General features: G+C 63.3%; 1 pseudogene. It reads left to right on the top strand.

Annotation, left to right across the window (positions count from 1 at the left end):
- Window positions 1-215: pseudogene (locus I5M_RS32735) on the top strand (class I SAM-dependent methyltransferase); the annotation flags it as partial.

The following is a 215-nucleotide window of genomic DNA, read 5'->3' as shown; positions in this document are numbered from 1 at the left end:
CGCACTATCTGATCGGCCTGCTCGACGATCTGCAGTACGACACCGTGTATCACGAGCATCTGCGCCACTACACCGTCGGCAGCCTCGCTTACCTGCTCGGCATGCACGGCCTGGAAGTGTTTCACGTCACCAAGATCCCGACCCATGGCGGCTCGATCCGGGTCTATGCGGCGCGCAAGGGCACCCACGAGGTGCGGCCCAGCGTCAAGCAGATC

Source organism: Rhodopseudomonas sp. B29, assembly GCF_000333455.1.
In the GTDB taxonomy this organism is placed as follows: domain Bacteria; phylum Pseudomonadota; class Alphaproteobacteria; order Rhizobiales; family Xanthobacteraceae; genus Rhodopseudomonas.
The sequence above is the reverse complement of the archived record's forward strand: the minus strand, read 5'-3'. Positions and strand labels throughout refer to the sequence as shown.